Source organism: Microbacterium sp. C-MGS6 (genome assembly GCF_058140415.1).
In genome coordinates, this window is record NZ_CM176934.1 from 3,049,732 (window position 1) to 3,067,132 (window position 17,401).

Here is a 17,401-nt window from a genome sequence, read left to right on the forward strand (position 1 = left end):
CATCGGAGTGAACATGGGCACCACGGTCTTCGAACGCCGTCGTCCTTCGCAGTCCGTCGTCGACGACGCCCTGCGCGACACGGCCCTGTCGGTCTTCTGGCTCGACGACGTCGAGCGGCCCGCGCATCCGCCGCTGCGCGGCACCGTGCACACGGACCTCGTGGTCGTCGGCGGCGGCTACACCGGGCTCTGGACGGCCGTGCGCGCGAAGGAGCGGGATCCGGAGCGGAAGGTGGTCCTCCTGGAGGCATCCCGCGTGGCCTGGGCGGCATCCGGGCGCAACGGCGGCTTCTGCGAGTCCAGCCTCACGCACGGCCACGAGAACGGCGTGAACCGCTGGCCCGAGGAGATCGACCGCCTCGAGGAGCTGGGCCACGAGAACCTCGACGGCATCGCCGAGACCGTGCGGCGGTACGACATGGATGCCGAGTTCGAGCGGACGGGCCAGCTCGCGGTCGCCGTGGAGCCGCACCAGGTCGAGTGGCTGCGCGAGGAGGAGGGCTTCCTCGACCGGGAGGCGGTGCAGGCGGAAGTGCATTCCCCCACGTTCCTCGCCGGCGCGTGGGACCGGGAGGGCAGCGCTCTCGTGCACCCCGCGAAGCTGGGCCTGGAGCTCGCACGGGTGGCCGTCGAGCTCGGCGTGGAGATCCACGAGCACAGCCTCGTCCGGCGGATCGAGGGCGCGGACTCCGGTCCGGTGACCCTCGTCACGGAGCGCGGCCGGGTGACCGCCGACGCGGTGGCGCTCGCGACGAACGTGTTCCCTTCCCTCCTGAAGCGCAACCGCCTCATGACGGTCCCGGTGTACGACTACGTGCTGATGACGGAGCCGCTGTCGGCGGAGCAGCTCGCGTCCATCGGGTGGCGCAACCGCCAGGGGCTCGCCGACAGCGCCAACCAGTTCCACTACTACCGGCTCACCGCGGACGACCGGATCCTGTTCGGCGGCTACGACGCGGTGTACCACTTCGGCGGCAAGGTGCGCCCCGCCTACGAGGACCGGATGGAGAGCCACCGGCGCCTGGCCTCGCACTTCTTCACCACCTTCCCGCAGCTCGCCGGCCTCCGCTTCACGCACCGCTGGGCCGGCGCCATCGACTCCTCCAGCCGATTCTGCGCATTCTTCGGCACCGCCCGCGGCGGTCGGGTCGCCTACGCCACGGGGTTCACCGGCCTCGGGGTCGGCGCCGCCCGGTTCGCGGCCGATGTCATGCTCGACAAGCTCGACGGCGAGGAGACCGAACGCACGCAGCTGCGGATGGTGCGCGAGAAGCCGATCCCGTTCCCGCCGGAGCCCGCCGCGTCCGTCGGCATCAACCTCGTCCGCGCCGCGATGGACAGGGCCGACCACAACGAGGGGCGCCGCAACCTGTTCCTGAAGACGCTCGACGCCCTCGGCATGGGCTTCGACTCGTGACCACGCTCACCCCAGGAGCCGTCGTCGACGCGGGGAACCTCGCGCTGACGCACGCCCCGCTGCCCGACGAGGACGTCCGCGACGGCGCGCCGACCACGGCCTACACGGTGCTCGACGATGCCGGCGGGATCGAGATCGGCGTCTGGGAGATGACGCCGGGCACGGCGGTGGACGTCGAGGAGGACGAGGTGTTCGTCGTGCTCTCCGGTCGCGCGACCGTGGCGTTCACCGCACCCGCGCTCCCGCCCGTGGGACTCGGCCCAGGGTCAGTGATGCGGCTCACGGCCGGCATGCGGACGGTCTGGACCGTGAGCGCGACCCTGCGGAAGGTCTCGATCGGGATCTGACGGCTCGTGCCGAGCGCGTCCCACTCAGGCCCGGCGGACCTCCGCGTGCGGGATGCGTGCGGCCATGACCCGCACCGCTTCCGGGTTGTCGTCCACGAGCACCGCCTCCCGACCGAGTGCGGAGGCCACCGCTCCGGTCGTGCCGCTGCCGGCGAAGAGGTCGAGCACCCGATCGCCCGGTCGGCTGGACGCGGTCACGATGCGCCGGAGGATGCCCTCGGGCTTCTGCGTCGGATAGCCCGTCTTCTCCCGTCCGGTCGTCGGGACGATCGTGTGCCACCAGACGTCGGTCGGGAGCTTGCCTCGTGCCGCCTTCTCCGCGGTCACCAGCCCCGGAGCCATGTACGGCTCCCGGTCGACGTCGTCGGAGTTGAACACGTACGTCCGCGGGTTCTTCACGTACACCAGGATCGTGTCGTGCTTGGTGGGCCACCGCCGCCGGGATTTCGCGCCGTAGTCGTACGCCCAGATGAGCTCGTTAAGGAAGCAGTCCCGGCCGAACACCGCGTCGAGCATGACCTTCGCGTAGTGCGCCTCGCGGTAGTCCAGGTGCAGGTAGAGGGTGCCGTCGTCGGCGAGCAGCCGCCAGGCCTCCTCCAGCCGCGGCATGAGGAAGGCGCCGTAGTCGTCGAAGCTGTCGTCGTACGCGCGCAGCATGCCGCGCACCCGCTCGTACCGATGTCCGTGGAAGCCGTGCCGCACCTCCGGCCCGCCGACCGCGTGTTCAGAACTCAGGAGATCCGACGCGGTTTCGGCCGGTTGGGAGCTGCCCCCGTCCGGATCCGCCGATTCTTCCGGAGTTGTGAACGTGCGGCGGGCGGTGACCACCTGCCGCTCCCGCACTCTTCCGGTGTTGAACGGCGGGTCGAGGTAGACGAGCGTGAAGGACCCGGACGGCAGGGTCGCCGCGACGGCGAGGTTGTCCCCCTCGATCACCGACACCCGCCCCGGGACCTGGACCCCTGGGCCGTCCTCCTGGGTCCCTGAGCCTGTCGAAGGGCCTGAGCCTGTCGAAGGGCGTGAGCCTGTCGAAGGGCTTGAGCCTGTCGAAGGGCTCACGGAACGCGATGCAGCCACGCGTCGGTCGAGAACTTCGACTCCACCAGAGCCTCGGCATCGGCGTACTCGTCCGGCGTGATGCCGCCGTCCTCGGCGGAGGTGAGCGAGCGGAACGTGTCCTTGAAACGCTCGATGATCTCGGCACGTTCCAATCCGGTCTGGCTCCGCAGCGGGTCGACGCGCTTGGCGGCCGAGGTCGTGCCCTTGTCGCTGAGCTTCTCGCGGCCGATCCGCAGCACCTCGGTCATCATCTGGCCGTCGATGTCGTAGGAGAGGGTGGCGTGGTGCAGCACACCTCCGTTCGCGAGGCGCTTCTGCGCGGCGCCGCCGATCTTGCCGGTCGGGCTCGCGATGTCGTTGAGCGGCTGGTAGACGGCTTCGATGCCGAGCGAACGGAGCGCCTGCAGCACCCAGTCGTCGAGGAACGCGTAGGAGTCGGCGAAGGTCATGCCCGCGACGAGCGAGGCCGGCACGTAGAGCGAGTAGGTGATGATCTGCCCCGCGGCCATGAGCATCGCTCCGCCTCCGGAGATCCGGCGGACGACGTCGAAGCCGTGCTTCGCAGCGCCCTCGGGGTCGACCTCATTGCGATACGACTGGAAAGACCCGATGACGACGGCCGACTCGTCCCACTCCCAGATGCGCAGCGTCGGACGCCGACGCCCCTCGCCGACGCGGGAGGTGAGCACCTCGTCAAGGGCGAGGTTCATGCGCGGCGAGACCGCCTTCTCGTGGACGATCTCCCAGTCGAAGTCGCCCCAGCCGGGCGCCGTGACGAGCGCGCGGCGGACGGCGGTGCCGACCGCCTCGGGGGTGAAGCCGAGCAGCTGGGCCCCCTCGGGGAGGGCGCCGCGGACGGCCGCGGCGATGGCCGTGGCGTCGGACTCGACGGGGAGACCCTCGACAGCGGCGTTGATGTCGTCGAGCGCGGAGTCCGGTTCGAGGAAGAAGTCCCCGGCGAGCCGGAACCGCGCGATCCGGTCGTTCTCGACCTCGAGGTCGACGACGACGAGCTTGCCCCCAGGAACCTTGTATTCACCGTGCACGGATCCAGCTTAAGGCGCGCACTGCCCCCGTGGTCAGCCGCCGAGCACGACCACGCGCTCCCCTGCCCTGATCGGCGTGGAGTAGCGGTTGCCGGGCGTCGGCAGGGGGCAGACGAACTGGTCGGAGAAGGCGCACGGCGGCAGGTAGGCGCGGTTGAAGTCGATCACGGCGGAGCCGTCGGCGGCGGGTTCGTCGACGGGGAGGAACCGGAACCGATACGTCTCCAGCCCGTTCGTCCCGTCCGCGAAGACCGCGCTCAGCGCTCCGCTCCCACTGCGGGTGACGGTGAGCTCGTGCGGGGCCCCGGCGAGTTCGAACCGCAGGCGTCCGGCGATCGCGGTCTCGCGCTCCTCACCGTCGACCGAGGTGACGACGATCCGCTCGTCTGGCGCGGGTTCGAACGTCGCGGGGAGCCGCCAGCGCTCGTCCGGGGCGTAGGCGTCGATCGCCGTGAACCACTCCCGCTGCGGACGGGCCGGATTCCAGACGCGGAGGGCCAGCAGCCCGTTGCGATCGAATACCCGCAACTCCCGCCGCCCGAGGCGCAGGGTCTGGGCGCCGCGGAGGGTGACGACCGACCCCGACGGTCCGAGTTCGCTGCCGCGGATGCCGCCGTCGCCGGTGAGGGCCCAGAGTCCGGGGACGCCGTCGACCGCTGCGGGTTCGGTGATGAGCCAGTTCGTCGACTCCAGCGCGGACGGCCCGTACTCCGACCCCGCATAGCGTTCACGCGCCGCATGCCACTCATGCCAGTCCGTCAGGAAGCTCATCGCCGCGGGCCCTCCCCCTCGCTCGTGCGGATGTGCCCCGAATCTAGGACTGCCCCCACCTCCCGTGGCCTCCCTCCGTCACACGCCTTCACCGCGCGTCATCCCACGTCACACTCCCCCGCGGTCCCTCCATCCGCGTGCGGGATCAAAACCGTCCCTCGCCGCACCTTTCCCCCGCCCGTTACTGATCCCGCCGGCGCAGCCCCGCGCACATCCCGCGGGATCAAAACCGTCCCCCAGCGCGCCCTCCCCCGCCCGTTCCTGATCCCGCCACCCGTGCGCAGCCCCCGCGCACATCCCGCGAGATCAAAACCGTCCCCCAGCGCGCCCTCCCCCGCCCGTTACTGATCCCGCCACCCGTGCGCAGCCCCCGCGCACATCCCGCGGGATCGAAATCGTCCCCCAGCGCGCCCTCCCCCGCCCCTTATCGATCCCGCCACCCGGGGTCGTCCGCGGCGCGACGGAAGCCGAAGATGCGCCGCGCCTCCGCGCCCCCTATTCGCGGGGGCGCGGGTGATTCCCCACTGCCACCGGCGCGCGAATCACCGTGCGTGTTCGAAAAGGCTCCCCCGAGGTCCGTCCCGGGCACGAAAGTGATCCCGCGGCAGTGGCGGGAGGCACAACATTGATCCCGCGGGATGTCCGGAGGCACGAAGGTGATCTCGCGGGCGGTGACGGGAGGCGCGGCCTTGACCCGACAGGTCATCGCGGACGCGGACTCACCGGCGCACCCACGCACAGTGCGTGTTCGAAAACGTTCCGCTGGGGCCTGTGCCACGCGCGAAAATGATCCCGCGGGGCCGGGGGAAGGGGCGAAAGTGATCCCGGACCGTAAAGGGACCGGGACGGACCGGGACGGAACGGGACGGAACAGGCCGGGGAAGGGCCGGACCGGGATCGGACCCGAACCCGGGACGGGAGTCAGCGGGCGGGGATGTGGGCGTCGAGCCAGGCGAGGACGTCGGCGCGCACCTCGTCCTGCTGCAGCTCCTGGAAGATCTCGTGCCGGGCGTCGGGGTAGACGAGGGTCGTGACGTCGGTGAGTCCGGAGCGGCGCCGGTACTGGTCGGCGAGCTTGTGGACGCTGCGCGGACCGCCGACCGGATCGTCACGGCCGACGAGGAGGAGCATCGGGAGGTCGCGCGCGAGGTGCGTCGCCGGACGCCCGTACAGTCGCGCCGCGTCGAGCAGACCGAAGAGCTTGAGCAGAGGCACCCCCGTCGTGAGCGGGTCCTCCTCGAAGGCCTTCCACACCGCGGGGTCGCGGCTCAGCCACTCGTACCCGGTCGCGTCGTCCGCGGCCCACGCGGCGTTCAGCGGCGCCGGGTTCAGGGAGCGGGGCGTGCGCAGCGCCGAACCCGACAAGATCACCGCATCGAAGGCCTCGGCGTGCTCGTTCACCAGCATCTGCGCGAGGAACGACCCCCACGAGTGCCCGAGGAGCACGAGCGGAAGGTCCGGGTTCTCGTCGCGGATGATGCCGGTCAGCTGCCAGATCGCATCCTTGGCCGCCCGGAGACCTCCGGGCCCGAGCCGTCCGAGCCGGGCCGGATCGCCGTGCTGGCGCATGCCGGTGCGCCCGTGCCCACGGTGGTCGTCCGCGTAGACGGTGAACCCGGCTCCGGTGAGCGCGGCGATCAGCGCCGGATACCGTCCTGCGTGCTCGCCCACCCCGTGCAGGAGCTGGACGACGCCGCGGGGCGTACCCTCCGCCGGGTGGACGTCGTAGACGATGGCGATGCCGTGGCTGTCGGTGTACTCGCGGGTCTCGGTCATGGGTCGGCCCTACCGGTCGGTTCCCTCGACGGCGTCGCGGATCGCGTCCCGGATCGCGAAGGCGATGTCGCGGTCCGTCACCTCGTAGCCGCCGACCCCGTCGGAGGCGGAGCCCATGCGCACGCCGCCGTCCTCGGTCACCGCCCGCTTCGCGGAGAAGTGGAGGGCGTCGACGCCGGCCGCGGCGAGCACCGGAGCGCTCGCGACGTCGACGCCGCTGCCGGCCATGACCTCGATCTGCCCCTCGGCCGCGGCGACGAGCGCGCGCAGGGTGTCGATGCCGTCGATCGCGGCCGATGCCCCTCCGGACGTGAGCACGCGCCGGAGCCCGAGCTCCCTCGCGGCCCGCAGGGTCGCCACCGGGTCGGCGGTCACATCGATCGCGCGGTGCAGCGTCGCCGGAGCTCCCCCGGCCGCATCCCGCAGCCGCGCCATGGCATCGAGGTCGAGCCGCCCCTCGGCGTCCAGCGCGCCGATCACCACGCCCGACGCGCCTGCGTCGACCGCGTGCCGCACGTCGCGTTCGGCGACGGCCAGCTCGTCGGCGCTGTAGTGGAAGCCGCCGGCGCGCGGACGGATGAGGACGTGCACCTCGGGGCCGTTCGCCCCCGCGGCTTCGAGCGCGAGCTCCAGGGTGGCCGGCGACGGGGTGAGCCCACCCAGCGCGAGGGCCGTGGCGAGCTCGACGCGGGCGGCACCGACCTCGGCGGCGATGCGCACTCCGGCGGGATCCTGGACGGCGATTTCGAGAGCGATCGTTCGGGTCACCCCTCCATTGTGCCCGCTGCCCCGGCTTCTCCTGCCCCCGCGTCAGAAATATTAGATAGACTAACTAAGTATGTCTGCGTCCGATGATTCCCTGCACCTCACCGCCACAGACCTGCGCATGGCCACGTTCCGGCTCGCCCGCCGACTGCGCTGCGCCCGCGCCGCCGACATGATGAGCGACACGCAGCTCGCCGTTCTCGCCGAGCTGCGCATGAACGGCCGGCGCACGATCTCCACCCTCGCCGAGCGCGAGCGCGTGACCGCCCCCTCGATGACGAGCATCGTGAACGGCCTGGAGGAGCAGGGCTTCGTCGCCCGCACCCCGGACGAGGACGACCGCCGCCGCGTGCAGGTGGACATCACCGCCGCCGGCGTCGAGGTCGTCGTCGAGACCATCCGCCGCCGCGACGTGCTGCTGGCCGACATGCTCCGCGAGGTCGACTACACCGAGGAGGAACTGACGACGCTGCGAGAAGCGAGCGCCCTGATGCGGAGGGTGGTGGAGCGATGAGCGCCATGTTCCGTTCCTTCGCGAACATCAACTACCGGATCTGGTTCGCCGGCGCCCTCGTGTCGAACGTCGGCGGATGGATGCAGGCCACAGCCCAGGACTGGGTCGTGCTGACCGAGCTCACCGACAACGACGCGACCGCGATGGGCGTCACCATGGCGCTGCAGTTCGGCCCACCGCTGGTGCTGGTGAGCCTGACCGGCTGGGTCGCTGATCGCTTCGATCGGCGGAAGATCCTGCTGACCACGCAGACCGCGCTGCTCGGCCTCGCGATCGCGGTCGGATCCCTGCTGCTGGCCGGCGTGATGACCCTGCCGATGATGCTCGCGTTCGCCCTCGGGTTCGGCATCGTCAACGCGTTCGACGCACCCGCCCGGCAGGCCTTCGTGTCGGACATGGTGTCCGCCACGGAGACCTCCAACGCCGTGGCGCTCAACTCCGCCTCCTTCAACCTCGCCCGCATGATCGGCCCCGCGGTCGGCGGTCTGCTCATCGTCGCGATCGGCTCCGGTTGGGTGTTCATCGTCAACGCCGCGACCTTCCTCGCCATGATCGTCGCGCTGATGCTCATGCGCACGCACCTGCTGGCGCCGCGGCCGAAGAACCGCAGCCGCGGCGGCCTCGCGGAGGGCTTCCGGTACGTCTGGGCACGCAGCGACCTCAAGGTCGTGTTCGTGACGGTGTTCCTCATCGGCGCGTTCGGCATGAACTTCCCCATCTTCGCCTCGACCATGGCGCTGGAGTTCGGAGCCGGCGCCGACGGGTACGGGGTGCTGAGCTCGGTGCTCGCTATCGGCTCCCTGATCGGCGCCCTCCTCGCCGCGCGGCGGGACCGCGCGAGGGTGCGCGTGGTGATCCTCGCGGCGGGCGGCTTCGGGATCGCGGCCTTCGTCTCGGCCGCGATGCCCACCTACCTCTCCTACGCGGTCACGCTCACGTTCACCGGCTTCATGATCGTGACGCTGCTGACCACGGCCAACGGCTACGTGCAGATCACGACGGATCCGGCGCTCCGCGGCCGCGTCCTCGCCCTCTACATGGCCGTGATCATGGGGTCGACCCCGGTCGGCGCACCGATCGCGGGCTGGGTGGCGGACACGTTCGGCCCCCGCGCCGCCATCATGCTCGGCGGGACGGCCGGCTTCATCGCGTGCGCGATCGGGGTGACGTGGGTGCTGACGTCGGGGAGGCTGCGCCGCGAGGAGAGCAGCCGCTTCCGCCTGACCCTCGACGAGACGCGCCCGCTGCGCGTCGTGCAGCCGGTCGAGCCGGTGGACTACACGGAGAAGGCCGCGGCGACGACGCCCATCCGGCTTCCTCGACGCGACGACGAGTGAGCTGCGGGCGCGTTTGTCAACGCCTTCCTCATCACGGCCCGGCGGTCGTAGCGTCGTGTCATGGACGAGAACATGAGCACCCCGCACCCGCAGGATCCGGCCGAAGGCGCTCCCGGCGTCGACGTCCCTGACGAGAACTCCGGCCAGGGCGACGGCACCGGCGGCGCGATCCAGGGCGACAGCTCCCGCGGCGAGTCGACCGGCGGCGCCATCCAGGGCAGTTCCGGCCCCGGCCACGACGCGCCCCTGGGCGGCGACGAGAACACCGAGGACGAGCTCGCGGCCGACAACGCCGCCGAGGAGGACACCCTCCGCACGCTCGACCCCGACTCCCCGCCGGCCTGAGCCGTCGACCCACCCCTTTCGAGACGAGCCACCCCCTTGCGAACGTTCGCAAGGGGGTGGGTCGTGCAGAAGGGGGTGGGTCGGCCGCGGTCAGGCGTCGAGCACCACCTTGAGCTGCTCGACGGCCCAGTCGAGCTCGGTCGCCCGGATGACGAGCGGCGGCGCGATACGGATGGTCTGCCCGTGCGTGTCCTTCACGAGCACACCCCGGTCGAGCAGCTTCTCCGCGATCTCTCGGCCCGAACCGATCGCGGGGTCGATGTCGACGCCCGCCCACAGCCCGGCGATGCGCACGCCCGTGACACCGTGGCCGATCAGCGTCTGCAGCGCCTGCTCCAGGTGTGCGCCGAGTGCCCGCGCACGCTCCTGGAACTCGCCCGTCTGCAGCATCTCCACCACGCGCAGGCCGACGGCCGCCGCGAGCGGGTTGCCGCCGAACGTGGAGCCGTGCTCACCGGGACGGATCACGCCCAGCACATCGGTGTTCCCCACCACGGCCGAGACCGGGAGGATGCCACCGCCGAGCGCCTTGCCCAGCAGGTACAGGTCCGGCACGACACCCTCGCGGTCGCACGCGAACGTCTCGCCGACACGTCCGAGCCCGGCCTGGATCTCGTCGGCGATGAACAGCACGTTCTTCTCGTCGCAGATCTCACGGATGCGGCGGAGGTACCCCTCCGGCGGGATCACCACACCGGCCTCGCCCTGGATCGGCTCCACGAGCACGCCCGCCGTGTCCTCGGTGATCGCCGCGGCGATCGCCTCCGCGTCGCCGAACGGCACGCGGTCGAAGCCGGGCGTGTAGGGACCGAAGTCGTCGTGCGCGGTCTCGTCGTCGCTGAAGCTCACGATCGTCGTCGTACGGCCGTGGAAGTTGCCCTTCGCCACGACGATCCGCGCCTTCCCCTCGGGGATGCCCTTCACGCGGTAGCCCCACGCCCTGGCGACCTTGATGCCGGTCTCCACCGCCTCGGCGCCCGTGTTCATCGGCAGGACGAGCTCCTTGCCGCAGAGCTCGGCGAGCGCGGCCGCGAAGGGCTCCAGCATGTCGCTCTGGAACGCCCGGCTGACGAGCGTGACCCGACCGAGCTGCTCGGTCAGGGCCGCGACGAGCGCGGGGTGACGGTGCCCGAAGTTGACCGCGGAATAGGCCGCGAGCAGGTCGAGGTAGCGCTTGCCCTCGACATCGGTCACCCACGCTCCCTCGCCGCGCGCGATCATCACCGGCAGCGGGTGGTAGTTGTGCGCGACGTGCGGCTCCGCGACCGCGGTGGGTCCCTGAGCCTGTCGAAGGGTCGAAGCGCCCGCCGTCTGCTCGATCGTCACTTCGCACCCCGCAGCTCGAGCGTGCAGCACTTGATCCCGCCGCCACCGAGGAGGAGCTCGGACAGGTCGACGGTGATCGGGTTGTAGCCGCGCTCCCGGAGCTGCTGCTCGAAGCCCTTCGCCCGCGGCGAGATGATGACGTTGTAGCCGTCGCTCGAGGAGTTCAGGCCGAACACCGCGCCGTCCTCGTCCGACACGAGGATCGCGTCGGGGAAGCGCTTCTCCAGCTCGGCACGGCTGGCGTCGTCGAAGGCTCCGGGGAGGTAGGCGATGTTCGCCCGCTCCGGACCGCCGTTCTCCACGCCCTGCACGGGGTCGAGCACCGCGATCGCGGTGTCCAGGTGGTAGAAGCGGGGGTCGGTGAGGTTGAGCGACACGACCTCGCGGCCGAAGACCTCGCCGACCTCGCGGTGGCTGTCGCCGGTGGAGCGGAAGCCCGTGCCGGCGAGGATCACGTCGCCGACGAGCAGGAAGTCGCCCTCGCCCTCGTTGACCTCCTCCGGCATGACGGTGTCGTAGCCGGCGGCGCGGAACCAGTCGGCGAAGGCCGGAGCCTCCCCCTGCCGCTCCACGAACCGGAACTCCGGCACGTAGGCGCGCCCGTCGATGAGGAAGCCGCCGTTGGCCGTGTAGACCATGTCCGGGTATCCGGGGAGCGGATCGATGAGCTCGACCTCGTGGCCGAGCTCGACATACAGGTCGTAGAGCTTCTGCCACTGGGCGACGGCGTTGGCGGTGTCGGTCGGCCGCGACGGCTCCATCCACGGATTGATGGAGTAGTTCACCGTGAAGTGCTCGGGACGGCACATCAGGTAGTGGCGGCGGTGCGCGGTGCGCGTGGGGGCGGTGGTGACGGCGGTCTCCGGCGTCGACATGGATGCTCCTCGTGTGAACGGGCGCGGCGGACGCTGTCCAGGGGCCCGGCGGTCCTTCGACCCCCTGCTCGGAAGAGGCGGAGGGGAAGATGCGACTCGGGCACGCCGGTGACCATTGTGCCACCGGACCCTGGGCGCCACCAGCATCCGTCCCGTGTCGTCATCAGCCCTCGCGCTGCGTCACCACGACCTTGCCGACCGTGTGCCCGGCCTCGACGTGCGCGAGCGCCGACACGGCCTCGGCGAACGGGTAGGTGCGCTCGATCACAGGGACCAGGTGTCCTTCCTCCACGAGCTCGAGCAGCTTCGCGAGGATCTCCGGGTGCGAGGTCGCCGCGAGGGACACCACCCGGGGTCCGCGGACCGAGAGCACGGCGGCGCGGATCATCCGCGGCACAGGACCGAGTACGCGTCCGCCGTCGCCCGTCACCAGCACCACGCGACCACCCGTGCGGACGAGACGCTGCAGCTCGCGGATCGGCACACCTCCCGCGAGGTCGATGACGGCGTCGAACCGGGCGGAGGGCAGGTGCGTGAGCGGAGACGTGCGGTGGTCGAGCGTGCGCACGGCTCCGAGGCGCTCCAGCAGCAGGGCGTTCCGGGGGCGGCACGTCGCCCAGACCTCGGCCCCGCGGAGCGCCGCGAGCTGCACGGCGAAGGTCCCCACGCCGCCGGACGCCCCGATCACGAGGACCCGCTGCGCACGGTGGCGCAACCCCACCCCGGCGGCATCGAGCGCCTGCCACGCGGTGCCTCCGGCGATCGGCAGGCAGGCCGCCGCCTCGGGCGTCACATCCGGGGGCACGGGCACGACGCGGTCGGCCGCGATGCGGGCGTGGGAGGCGAGGCCGCCGCCGCCCTGCAGCTCTCCCACCACGAGTTCGCCGAGTTCGGCGTTCACGACGTCGGCGCCGACCGCCACGACGGTGCCCGCGACGTCGAGCCCCCGGACCGGGTGCTTCGGGCGCGTGAGGCCGAAGAAAGGCCGGACCAGCAGCGGATCGCCGAGGAGCAGCCGCACGTCGCCGGCGTTGATGGCGGTGGCCTGCACGCGCAGCACGACCTCTCCCCGGTGGGGCTGCGGCACGGGCACGCGGGTCAGCGTCGTCCCGGCGGCCGGGCCGTACGTCTCGCGGGTCCAGGCGGGCATCGTCTCGGTCATGCGGCACCTCCGGGGTCGGTGGGATACGCGAACAGGTCGTCGATCCCGACGCCGAAGGCCCGGGCGATCTGGAACGCGAGCTCGAGCGTCGGCGAGTACTTCTGCTGTTCGATCGCGATGAGCGTCTGCCTCGTGACCCCGATCGTGCGGGCGAGCTCGGCCTGCGTGAGTCCGGCACGCTCGCGGTGGGCGCGGATGCTGTTGGAGACGAGGGTGGGCTTGACCATCAGACCAGGCCCCGACGGTACGCGATCGCCCGGGCGACACCGCCGACGACGGCCGCCACGAGGAACCCCGCGAACATGGTGTTCGCGATCCAGAACGCGTCGGCACCGAGACCGCACAGGACGATGACCCCGAGGCCGGCGATGGCGACGAAGGCCTGCTCCACGCGCGCCCCCATCCGGCCGATGTCCCGGTCGCGGACGTCGGAGCGGCCGACGCCGTCCGGATCGGACATCCCGGCGATGATGCCCCAGAGGATGCTGAGCACGATCGTCCCGACGATGCCCCCGCCGATCGTCCACAGCATCAGCGGGAACCAGTCCGTCGCGGTGAGCGGTCCGCCGCCGGCCTGCTGCATGAGCAGCAGCACGTAGACGACCGCGACGATCGGACTGACGATGAGCCCGGCCCAGACGTTGCGCTCCTCGTAGACCATGCGCTTCTCCTCGTGTCAAAGATTCTTGACACGAGAGTACGTCCGCATCGCACCTGTGTCAAGAATCTTTTACACCCGCATTCCGTCCCGCGCAGTCTCTTCCGGGATCACAATCGCACCCCCGAGCCGCCGCTCCCGCCCGTTTCCGATCCCGCATGTCCTGCGCAGCCCGAAGCGGGATCGAAAACGCACCTGCCGGGGGCCGGGAAGGCACCTTTTCGAGCCCGCACCGCACTGGCACCGGCACCCGCACCCGCGCCGAAACGGGCGGGGGTCAGATGACGGAGGCGCTCCAGGGGTCGGGGTTTCCGTAGCGGTGGGCGGTGATCGAGACGGACTGCTCGTGCACGAACGGGAGGAGCTCGATGCGGGCCGCCGCCGTCACCTCCGCGTCGTACACCGCGAGGTCCGGGTCACCGCCGGTGGCCACCGCCAGCGCGGAGCGCAGCGCCGCCACCGACTCCCGTCCACCCACGAGCCGCACACGCCCATGCCGCGGAAGCACCGGAACACCCGCATCTCCCGCGGCCCCCGACTCCTCGGCCACCTGCATCCGCTGGAGCCACTCGTCCTCCGTCTCCAGGAACACCACGGCGTCGAGGTCACCCAGAGCATGCCGCACGCCCGCCGGAAGCCCGACCGGAGTGGACACCACGAAACCCGCCCCCGCGCGCACTCCCGCGATCACGACCCGCAGCAGGTCGTGCAGGGCGGCGTCCTCGGTGGCGCGGATCTCCACGGGTACGGGCCGATACCGGAAGAGGTTGCGCTCGATCTCCAGCCGCGAGACGTCCCGCACCCGGCCGAACTCCCGGTCCCAGGCCAACGCGTCCGACAGAGCGGATCGCCGAAGCCACTCGAACGACTCGAACGGGAGGGAGGGCTGCGCCGCCTCGATGAGCCCCGTGATCCGGGAGTCGAGCCCCCGCAGATGGAGGGTGCTCGACGCCGGGGCCCCGTGCTGGGCGCGCCACGACCCGAGTCCGATGAGGTGGTTCGGCCCGCCCGGCTTGGCACCGGCGCCGACGGAGGAGCGCTTCCACCCGCCGAACGGCTGCCGCTGCACGATCGCCCCGGTGGTGCCGCGGTTGACGTAGAGGTTCCCGGCCTGCACGCGGTCGAGCCAGAAGGAGAGGTCGTCCGGGTCCTGTGTGTGCAGACCCGCGGTGAGACCGTAGGCGACGGCGTTCTGCAGGTCGACGGCCTTGGCGAGGGTCGGCGCGTGCATGACCCCGAGGACCGGTCCGAAGAACTCCTCGGTGTGGAAGCGGGAGCCGGACTGCACGCCGACCCGCACGCCCGGGCGCCACAGCCGTCCGCTGCCGTCGTCGGCGGGGTCGAGGGCGGGTTCGATGAGCCACCGCTCGTCGCCCTCCAGCTCGGAGAGGGCCCAGGCGAGCTTCCCTTCGGGCTTCTCGATGACCGGGCCCACCTCGGCGAGCGGATCCGAGGGCCACCCGACACGCAGCGAGCGGACAGCGTCGGCGAGCTGACGGGCGAAACGCTGCGAGCGCCCCACCGGCCCGACGAGGATCGCGAGCGACGCCGCGGAGCACTTCTGCCCCGCATGCCCGAACGCGCTCTTCACGAGGTCGGCCACGGCGAGGTCGAGGTCGGCCGAGGGCGTGATGATCATGGCGTTCTTGCCGCTGGTCTCGGCGAGCAGGGGCAGGTCGGGACGCCAGGAGCGGAACAGCGCCGCGGTCTCCCACGACCCGGTGAGGATCACCCGGTCCACCGCCTCGTCCGTGATGAGGGCACGGCCGAGGTCGCCTTCCTCGATGTCGACGAGAGCGAGAGCCTCACGGGGCACGCCACCGTCCCACAGCGCCTCCACGAGCACCGCCGCACAACGCCGCGCCTGCGGGGCGGGCTTGAGGACCACGCAGGAGCCCGCGGCGAGCGCCGCCAGCACGCCACCCGCGGGGATCGCGAGGGGGAAGTTCCACGGCGGCGCGACGACGGTCACGCGGGCGGGGACGAACACGGCGCCGGAGATCGCGTCGAGCTCACGGCAGGTCGCGGCGTAGTACCGGGCGAAGTCGACGGCCTCGCTCACTTCGACATCGGCTTCGGCGAAGACCTTGCCCGTCTCCGCCGCCGCGACCTCGATCAGCTCCGCACGCCGGGACTCGAGCGCCGCCGCCGCGCGCAGCAGCACCTCGGCCCGTTCGGCCGCAGGACGCGCACCCCAGGCCGCCGCCGCACCCTGCACACCGCGCACGATGCGGCCGAGGTCGTCGGCGTCGTCGACGCGGGCCGCGGCCAGGACCTCCGTCCCGACCGTCGAGTCCGCGAGCCGCGCGCGGATCCCCGCCGCCCACTCGCGGTTGGCGGGGAGGGCGAGATCCGTATCGGCCGTGTTCGCGAAGCCCGGGGCGCCCCCGGTGTCCTCCCCGCGCTCGCGCGCCGCGTACACGGCGGTCTCGAGGAAGGCGCCGGTGTCGGCCTCGTCCGAGCCGCGCACGATGCCGAGCACGGCCTTCGTGAGATCGGCCTCCGCGACCGGGCTGACCGGCGCCGGCCGCACGGACTCGTGCACCGGCGCGAGGCGGTCCTGCGTGCGCCGCGGCCCGAGGGCGAGCGCCGGGTCGGCCGCCCGGTCGAGCGCGTCGAGGAAGCGGTCGGCTTCCCGCGCGAAGAGAGACTCGTCGTCGTGCAGGTGGAACGCCGCGGAGAGGAAGTTCTCGGACGACGCGTTCTCCTCCAGCCGCCGCACGAGGTAGCTGATGGCCACATCGAACTCGGCGGGCGCGACGACCGGCACGTACAGCAGCACCGGACCCACTTCGCGGGACACCGCCTGCACCTGCCCTTGAGCCATGCCGAGCAGCATCTCGAACTCGACCGCGTCGCGGACCCCGCGCTCCCCGGCGAGCAGCCACGCATGGGCGATGCCGAAGAGGTTGTGGCCGGCCACCCCGATCCGCACCGAGGTCGTGTGCTCGGGCTGCAGCGCCCAGTCCAGGCAGCGCAGGTAGTTGGCGTCGGTGTCGAGCTTCGTGTCGTAGGGCGCGGGCGTCCATCCGTGCAGGGTCGCCTCGACGTGCTCCATCGCGAGGTTCGCGCCCTTCACGAGGCGCACCTTGATGCGGGCCCCGCCGTGGATCACGCGATCCTGTGCCCAGGCGGTGAGCTCCTGCAACGCCGGCAGCGCGTCGGGCAGGTAGGCCTGCAGCACGATCCCGGCCTCGAGTCCGGTGAGCCGAGGGTCCTCCAGGATCCGCGTGAAGACGGCGATCGTGAGGTCGAGGTCGCGATACTCCTCCATGTCGAGGTTGATGAAGGTGCCGTCTTCCGCAGCCGTCACGTAGAGAGGGAGCAGCCGGTCGATGACCCGCTCGACGACCTCGTCGAAGCCCCACATCGAGATGCGGCTGACGATGGCGGAGACCTTGACCGACACGTGGTCGACATCCGGACGCCGGATGAGCTCGTGGATGCCGTCGAGCCGCCGCTGCGCCTCCGCCTCCCCGAGCACCGCCTCCCCGAGGAGGTTGAGGTTCAGTCGCGACCCCGACTCCCGCAGCTTCTCGATCGCGGGTCCGAGCTTCGCGGGCCGGGCGTCCACCACCAGGTGCCCCACCATCTCGCGTAGCGCCCGCCGCGCGATCGGCACGACCGGCGTCGGCAGCACCGGGGCGACCCCGCCGCCGAGCCGCACGGCGGAGCGCAGGTACCACGGCAGGAACTCCGGCACGATGGGCGCGATGCGGCGCAGCTGGGCGGCCGCAGCGGTCAGGCTCTCCGGCCGCATCACGCCGTCGACGAAACCGAGGGTGAACGGCAGGCCGTTGGCGTCGCGGAGGACGCCCGCGAGACGCTCGGCGGCGGGGTCGACGTCGGCCGCAGCCGCCTCGATCACCCAACGGCGCGCGAGTTCGACGGCCTGATCGGCGAGGGATGCGGATGCCCCCGCCTCCGCGGAGGATGACGACGACTCTGCCATGTGACCACCCTAGGTCTCCGGTCGCGGAATCCCGGGGTGCCCGACCGGGCG

16 protein-coding genes are annotated in these 17,401 nt (G+C 71.6%); 5 read left to right on the forward strand and 11 right to left on the reverse strand.

What is annotated here, in order from left to right:
- The first annotated feature begins 13 nt into the window (after positions 1-13).
- Both AC3B5L_RS15115 and AC3B5L_RS15120 read left to right on the forward strand, forming a co-directional pair.
- Entirely contained in the window at positions 14-1,417 is a 1,404-nt protein-coding gene (locus AC3B5L_RS15115) for an NAD(P)/FAD-dependent oxidoreductase (protein WP_268777079.1), read from the forward strand.
- A complete protein-coding gene (locus AC3B5L_RS15120; protein ID WP_280567272.1) occupies positions 1,414-1,764 on the forward strand; it encodes a cupin domain-containing protein in 351 nt (116 codons plus the stop codon). Before AC3B5L_RS15115 ends, AC3B5L_RS15120 begins: the two co-directional genes overlap by 4 nt.
- A gap of 24 nt (positions 1,765-1,788) precedes the next feature.
- Here the strand turns inward: AC3B5L_RS15120 and AC3B5L_RS15125 are convergent, their stop codons facing one another.
- The 5 genes from AC3B5L_RS15125 to AC3B5L_RS15145 all read right to left on the reverse strand — a co-directional run bounded on the left by AC3B5L_RS15125 (position 1,789) and on the right by AC3B5L_RS15145 (position 7,184).
- Positions 1,789-2,706, reverse strand: coding sequence for a DNA-methyltransferase (locus tag AC3B5L_RS15125; RefSeq protein ID WP_187664232.1), 918 nt, complete (start codon positions 2,704-2,706; stop codon positions 1,789-1,791).
- 113 nt (positions 2,707-2,819) lie between these two features.
- Positions 2,820-3,869, reverse strand: coding sequence for a lipoate-protein ligase LplAB (gene lplAB / locus AC3B5L_RS15130; protein ID WP_280567261.1), 1,050 nt, complete (start codon positions 3,867-3,869; stop codon positions 2,820-2,822).
- A gap of 33 nt (positions 3,870-3,902) precedes the next feature.
- Complete coding sequence (locus AC3B5L_RS15135; protein WP_259953359.1) at positions 3,903-4,640, reverse strand: DUF1684 domain-containing protein; 738 nt, start codon at positions 4,638-4,640, stop codon at positions 3,903-3,905.
- A gap of 921 nt (positions 4,641-5,561) precedes the next feature.
- Complete coding sequence (locus AC3B5L_RS15140) at positions 5,562-6,416, reverse strand: alpha/beta fold hydrolase (RefSeq protein ID WP_187662471.1); 855 nt, start codon at positions 6,414-6,416, stop codon at positions 5,562-5,564.
- A 9-nt stretch (positions 6,417-6,425) separates the two neighbouring features.
- Positions 6,426-7,184 carry a copper homeostasis protein CutC gene (locus tag AC3B5L_RS15145; RefSeq protein ID WP_280567258.1) on the reverse strand — a complete coding sequence of 253 codons (759 nt, stop codon included), beginning with the start codon at positions 7,182-7,184 and terminating at the stop codon, positions 6,426-6,428.
- A 70-nt stretch (positions 7,185-7,254) separates the two neighbouring features.
- Here AC3B5L_RS15145 and AC3B5L_RS15150 point away from each other — a divergent pair, with 70 nt between their 5' ends.
- The 3 genes from AC3B5L_RS15150 to AC3B5L_RS15160 are packed head-to-tail and all read left to right on the forward strand — an operon-like array spanning position 7,255 to position 9,377.
- Entirely contained in the window at positions 7,255-7,695 is a 441-nt protein-coding gene (locus tag AC3B5L_RS15150; protein ID WP_187662473.1) for a MarR family winged helix-turn-helix transcriptional regulator, read from the forward strand.
- A gap of 5 nt (positions 7,696-7,700) precedes the next feature.
- Positions 7,701-9,032, forward strand: a complete 1,332-nt coding sequence (locus tag AC3B5L_RS15155; protein WP_280567314.1) for an MFS transporter — start codon at positions 7,701-7,703, stop codon at positions 9,030-9,032.
- A 60-nt stretch (positions 9,033-9,092) separates the two neighbouring features.
- Positions 9,093-9,377 (forward strand): hypothetical protein, encoded by a 285-nt coding sequence (locus AC3B5L_RS15160; RefSeq protein ID WP_025105431.1) that lies wholly within the window; start codon positions 9,093-9,095, stop codon positions 9,375-9,377.
- Between the two features lie 90 nt (positions 9,378-9,467).
- Here AC3B5L_RS15160 and rocD read toward each other — a convergent pair whose 3' ends face one another.
- From rocD to AC3B5L_RS15190, 6 genes are all read right to left on the reverse strand, one after another.
- Positions 9,468-10,697 carry an ornithine--oxo-acid transaminase gene (gene rocD, locus AC3B5L_RS15165; protein WP_490096412.1) on the reverse strand — a complete coding sequence of 410 codons (1,230 nt, stop codon included), beginning with the start codon at positions 10,695-10,697 and terminating at the stop codon, positions 9,468-9,470.
- A gap of 2 nt (positions 10,698-10,699) precedes the next feature.
- Positions 10,700-11,578 carry a dimethylargininase gene (gene ddaH / locus AC3B5L_RS15170; RefSeq protein WP_187662474.1) on the reverse strand — a complete coding sequence of 293 codons (879 nt, stop codon included), beginning with the start codon at positions 11,576-11,578 and terminating at the stop codon, positions 10,700-10,702.
- A gap of 163 nt (positions 11,579-11,741) precedes the next feature.
- On the reverse strand, positions 11,742-12,740 hold the full coding sequence (locus tag AC3B5L_RS15175; protein WP_490095933.1) for an NAD(P)-dependent alcohol dehydrogenase: 999 nt from the start codon (positions 12,738-12,740) through the stop codon (positions 11,742-11,744).
- Complete coding sequence (locus AC3B5L_RS15180; RefSeq protein ID WP_187662476.1) at positions 12,737-12,967, reverse strand: helix-turn-helix transcriptional regulator; 231 nt, start codon at positions 12,965-12,967, stop codon at positions 12,737-12,739. The genes AC3B5L_RS15175 and AC3B5L_RS15180 overlap by 4 nt, the downstream gene beginning before the upstream one ends.
- Positions 12,967-13,401 (reverse strand): hypothetical protein, encoded by a 435-nt coding sequence (locus tag AC3B5L_RS15185; protein WP_490095934.1) that lies wholly within the window; start codon positions 13,399-13,401, stop codon positions 12,967-12,969. The genes AC3B5L_RS15180 and AC3B5L_RS15185 overlap by 1 nt, the downstream gene beginning before the upstream one ends.
- 274 nt (positions 13,402-13,675) lie before the next feature.
- A complete protein-coding gene (locus AC3B5L_RS15190; RefSeq protein WP_490095935.1) occupies positions 13,676-17,350 on the reverse strand; it encodes a proline dehydrogenase family protein in 3,675 nt (1,224 codons plus the stop codon).
- Between the last annotated feature and the right edge of the window lie 51 nt (positions 17,351-17,401).

Bases quoted from the DNA above. Each gene is read 5' to 3' on its own strand.
- AC3B5L_RS15115 (WP_268777079.1), top strand. From the start codon at position 14: ATGGGCACCACGGTCTTCGAACGCCGTCGTCCTTCGCAGTCCGTCGTC.
- AC3B5L_RS15160 (WP_025105431.1), top strand. From the start codon at position 9,093: ATGGACGAGAACATGAGCACCCCGCACCCGCAGGATCCGGCCGAAGGC.
- AC3B5L_RS15185 (WP_490095934.1), bottom strand. From the start codon at position 13,401: ATGGTCTACGAGGAGCGCAACGTCTGGGCCGGGCTCATCGTCAGTCCG.
- AC3B5L_RS15175 (WP_490095933.1), bottom strand. From the start codon at position 12,740: ATGACCGAGACGATGCCCGCCTGGACCCGCGAGACGTACGGCCCGGCC.
- AC3B5L_RS15135 (WP_259953359.1), bottom strand. From the start codon at position 4,640: ATGAGCTTCCTGACGGACTGGCATGAGTGGCATGCGGCGCGTGAACGC.
- ddaH (WP_187662474.1), bottom strand. From the start codon at position 11,578: ATGTCGACGCCGGAGACCGCCGTCACCACCGCCCCCACGCGCACCGCG.
- AC3B5L_RS15180 (WP_187662476.1), bottom strand. From the start codon at position 12,967: ATGGTCAAGCCCACCCTCGTCTCCAACAGCATCCGCGCCCACCGCGAG.
- AC3B5L_RS15155 (WP_280567314.1), top strand. From the start codon at position 7,701: ATGTTCCGTTCCTTCGCGAACATCAACTACCGGATCTGGTTCGCCGGC.
- AC3B5L_RS15190 (WP_490095935.1), bottom strand. From the start codon at position 17,350: ATGGCAGAGTCGTCGTCATCCTCCGCGGAGGCGGGGGCATCCGCATCC.
- AC3B5L_RS15150 (WP_187662473.1), top strand. From the start codon at position 7,255: ATGTCTGCGTCCGATGATTCCCTGCACCTCACCGCCACAGACCTGCGC.
- AC3B5L_RS15140 (WP_187662471.1), bottom strand. From the start codon at position 6,416: ATGACCGAGACCCGCGAGTACACCGACAGCCACGGCATCGCCATCGTC.